The organism is Bradyrhizobium sp. (assembly GCF_049512235.1).
In the GTDB taxonomy this organism is placed as follows: Bacteria; Pseudomonadota; Alphaproteobacteria; order Rhizobiales; family Xanthobacteraceae; genus Bradyrhizobium.
This window is the reverse complement of the sequence record NZ_JBEKXH010000558.1, coordinates 1-3,863: the sequence shown is the minus strand read 5'-3', so window position 1 is coordinate 3,863 and position 3,863 is coordinate 1. Positions and strand designations below refer to the sequence as shown.

General features: G+C 62.1%; 5 protein-coding genes. 2 read left to right on the top strand and 3 right to left on the bottom strand.

The window, feature by feature from the left end; all coding sequences use genetic code 11:
• The coding region (gene uvrA / locus ABSG20_RS31650; protein WP_423868384.1) for an excinuclease ABC subunit UvrA at positions 1–1,404 on the top strand (1,404 nt) is incomplete at its 5' end.
• A 66-nt stretch (positions 1,405–1,470) separates the two neighbouring features.
• On the opposite strand, the gene ABSG20_RS31645 is transcribed toward uvrA, so the two are convergent.
• Positions 1,471–1,758 carry a HigA family addiction module antitoxin gene (locus tag ABSG20_RS31645; RefSeq protein WP_423868383.1) on the bottom strand — a complete coding sequence of 96 codons (288 nt, stop codon included), beginning with the start codon at positions 1,756–1,758 and terminating at the stop codon, positions 1,471–1,473.
• A 14-nt stretch (positions 1,759–1,772) separates the two neighbouring features.
• Here ABSG20_RS31645 and ABSG20_RS31640 point away from each other — a divergent pair, with 14 nt between their 5' ends.
• Complete coding sequence (locus tag ABSG20_RS31640) at positions 1,773–1,964, top strand: hypothetical protein (protein ID WP_423868382.1); 192 nt, start codon at positions 1,773–1,775, stop codon at positions 1,962–1,964.
• A 182-nt stretch (positions 1,965–2,146) separates the two neighbouring features.
• Here ABSG20_RS31640 and ABSG20_RS31635 read toward each other — a convergent pair whose 3' ends face one another.
• Positions 2,147–3,022 carry a LysR family transcriptional regulator gene (locus ABSG20_RS31635; RefSeq protein WP_423868381.1) on the bottom strand — a complete coding sequence of 292 codons (876 nt, stop codon included), beginning with the start codon at positions 3,020–3,022 and terminating at the stop codon, positions 2,147–2,149.
• A gap of 148 nt (positions 3,023–3,170) precedes the next feature.
• Positions 3,171–3,641 carry a hypothetical protein gene (locus ABSG20_RS31630; protein ID WP_423868380.1) on the bottom strand — a complete coding sequence of 157 codons (471 nt, stop codon included), beginning with the start codon at positions 3,639–3,641 and terminating at the stop codon, positions 3,171–3,173.
• Between the last annotated feature and the right edge of the window lie 222 nt (positions 3,642–3,863).

Genomic DNA, 3,863 nt, shown 5'->3' with positions numbered 1-3,863 from the left:
GGTGGCGAAAGCCAGCGCATTCGGCTGGCTTCCCAGATCGGCTCGGGTCTCACCGGCGTGCTCTATGTGCTCGACGAGCCCTCGATCGGCCTGCACCAGCGCGACCATGCACGGCTGCTCGATACGTTGAAGCGGCTGCGCGACCTCGGAAATACCGTGATCGTGGTCGAGCATGACGAGGACGCGATCCGTCTTGCCGATCATGTGCTCGACATCGGCCCCGGCGCGGGCATGCATGGCGGCCACATCGTCGCGCAAGGTACGCCCGACGACATCATGCGCAATCCGAAATCGCTGACCGGAAAATATCTCACCGGCGAATTGTCGGTGGATATTCCCGAGCGCCGGCCGCCGAACCATCGCCGCACCATCAAGGTCATCAACGCCCGCGGCAACAATCTCAAAAACGTCTCGGCGGAAATTCCGCTGGGGCTGTTCACCTGCGTCACCGGCGTGTCCGGCGGCGGCAAGTCGACGCTGCTGATCGACACGCTCTACAAGGCGATCGCGCGCAAGCTCAACAATGCCAGCGAGGGCGCGGCGCCGCACGACCGCATCGAGGGCCTCGAGCATATCGACAAGATCATCGACATCGACCAGTCGCCGATCGGCCGCACGCCGCGCTCCAATCCCGCGACCTATACCGGCGCGTTCACGCCGATCCGCGAATGGTTCGCCGGCCTGCCCGAGGCGAAAGCGCGCGGCTACGAGCCCGGGCGGTTTTCCTTCAACGTCAAGGGCGGCCGCTGCGAGGCCTGCCAGGGCGACGGGGTAATCAAGATCGAGATGCACTTTCTGCCCGATGTCTACGTCACCTGCGACGTCTGCAAGGGCAAGCGCTACAACCGCGAGACCCTGGAAGTGCTGTTCAAGGGCAAGTCGATCTCGGACGTGCTCGACATGACGGTCGAGGAAGCCGCCGAGTTCTTCAAGGCGGTGCCGCGGGTGCGCGAAACTTTTAAAACTCTGCACCGCGTCGGCTTGGATTACATCCATGTCGGCCAGCAGGCCACGACCTTGTCCGGCGGCGAAGCGCAGCGCGTCAAGCTGGCAAAGGAACTGTCAAAGCGCGCCACCGGGCGCACGCTTTACATTCTCGACGAGCCGACCACGGGGCTGCATTTCCACGACGTCAAGAAACTCCTGGAGGTGCTGCACGAGCTGGTGTCGCAGGGCAATACCGTGGTGGTCATCGAGCACAATCTCGAGGTGATCAAAACCGCGGACTGGGTCATCGACCTTGGCCCCGAAGGCGGCGACGGCGGCGGCGAAATCGTCGCCTGGGGACCCCCCGAGGACATCGTCAAGGCGCCGAGGAGCTACACGGGGAAGTTTCTGGCGCCGGTGCTGGCGCGGGCAAGCGGTGGGAAGCGGAAGCGCGGGGCGAGCGAGGCGGCTGAGTAATTGTGGCCAAGTGTGATGAGCGATGATGCCAATAGCTCAGCATCTGAGCGCGTACCGAAACCCCGCTCATGCCGCATCCGCCGGCCTGACCCGCCTGGCAATTTCGGCGCCCATCTCGCGCTCCACCACGCCGATGTCATGTTGACCCTGCAGGTCGAGCCAGAACTGCGCGCGGTTGCCGAAGTAGCGGCCGAGCCGCACGGCAGTATCGGCCGTGATCGCGCGGCGGCCATTGAGGATGTCGGTAATACGGCCCGATGGAACGCCGATATCGAGCGACAGACGGTTTGCACTGAGCTTTCGAGCGACCAATTCGCGCTTCAGCAAACGGCCGGGGTGTACGACGGGAGCCATGATGTTCAACCTCTGTGGTAATCGACGATTTCGACCTCGTGCGCATCGCCCTTGCGAAACTCGAAACAGATGCGCCGGCGGTCGTTCACCGTGCCGCGCTATGGATTGCTTTGCGAAGCTCGCAAATGATAGTCCGAAACACCTTTGACGGTTTGAAACGCCTTGCTTGGCTGTTCGAAAAAATTGAAGCCAACGCAATGCCGTGAATGGATTGGGCGACGCGTGGCGCGGCTGTTTTCAACCGACCCGTCCAGTTCCTGTAGGGCGGCGCAATAAAGCGATTGCGCCCTACGGCTGTTGCGCCGGTCCCCAAGCCTCCGACCACTCCCGAACCCTCGTCCGGGCGCCCGTCACAGGCCGCCCCGGGCGGCGGGAACCGAAAGCGCGATCAGTTCGGCGCCGGCGCCTCGAAGAATTGCTGATTGAGGTCGCCGAGGATCGGGCAGTCCTGCGCATCCATTTCTTCCGTGGCGCAGAGAAAGAGTTTTGCACTTTCGAGCGGCGGCAAATAATAGTCGCGCGCGCATACCAGGCTTGGCGGCACGATGGATTTTGGCAGCACCGTCAGCGCGTATCCGGATTCCACCGCGATCATCGTGGCATGGTGGTCGTGACCTGTCAGTGCGACACGGTAGGCGAGGCCGGCCTTCTGGAGCGCCCTGATCATCGCGTCATCGGTGGTCTGGCCGGTTCCGATCGCCAGCGGTATCGGCGAGCCCGGACTCAATACGAATTTATGTGAGCGCACCCAGGTCAGTTCCTCGTGACGCTGGTTGATGACGCGCATCGCGGGGCTGACCATAAGGTCGGAGGACACCAGCAACAAGCCGGCGTCCAGATGGCGATCGAGCAATTCCTTGGTGATCTCGGTCGAAGGGCCGGCGTGAACGGTCGCATCGGGAAGGTTTCGCCGCATCCGCCCGAGCAGGGCCGTCTCGACATATTGCGTGCTGATGCCGAGCCGGATCGTGCGTCGGTTATCAGCAGAACCGCGCAGGCGCAGCAACTGTTCGTTGCCCTCCAGAATCTTGCGCGCATGCGTCAAGACCAGCTTTCCGAGTTCGGTCGGGATCGAACCGCTTCCCGTTCGCTGGAAAATCCTGCCGCCGACGATGGCTTCGATACGCTTGAGCTGAGCGCTGATGGCGGGCTGGCTCAATCCCAGGAGATGGGCCGCCTTGGTGATGCTTTCCGTCTCGGCGATCTTGACAGCGGCACGAAGAATTTCCGGCGGAATGTTCACGCGTTCGTGCTGTCGATGCATCGCCCGTCCCGGCTCAGGTTTCAGATACCCTCAAAAGCAACGCGACGCGAAGGGATGCTCCGACGACTCTGCCGCGCAACCGGTAGCATCATCCGTGACCAGTTCCAACCTCGTAGTGTAGGGGATCGCGGCGCAGAAGTACCCGAGATCACGCCGAGGCCAACCCCGGAACCAGCAGTTCGTTGAGCGCGGCCTGCTTCGAAGCAATCGACGCCGCGCCGCCGCCGAGCGGATCCGGCAACTCCTGCGTTCCGACGGAGGCCCTGGTGTTCTCGTCTCTCACCAATGCACGGGAGAGCGCTGCGAGGCGGAGCGCTTTTTGGATTTCATCTGAACTGGTGCCGACTTTGAGCAGCGACAGGGTAATCAGCGCCATCACGTCGGAGTTCACGGCCTCGATCGCCTGCTGGGCTTTCCGGGCTATGACCTCGGCTTCGGAATTTGGATATAATCTTGCAACATTGGCGGCGGTCTGGGACGTATCCGGCCTTCCGTAGGCTTGCTCGTCGGACGCCATCGCCCGCGATGCCGCGGCCAGCTGCAGCGAGGTGCGAATCTCCGCCGGCGTCATCCCGGTCTTGAGCAGCCAGAGCGTCAAAAGCGCTTTGATGTCGGACATCAGTATCGCAGAGCTTTGCATCGGTGTTTCTCGCTTTCCAGGATTGCAGGAACCAGGTCCGGAGGCCGACTCGGCGAGTAGCCTTCCGCCCAATAGGCGAGAAATTATCGAATCGTCGTGAACGTTAACCTTTAATATACCCCAGCCGTAGCCCCGGTCTCCATCAATTGTGATGACCCAATCAGTATTATTGATGACGCGACGCCGGTTTCCCATCCTGGG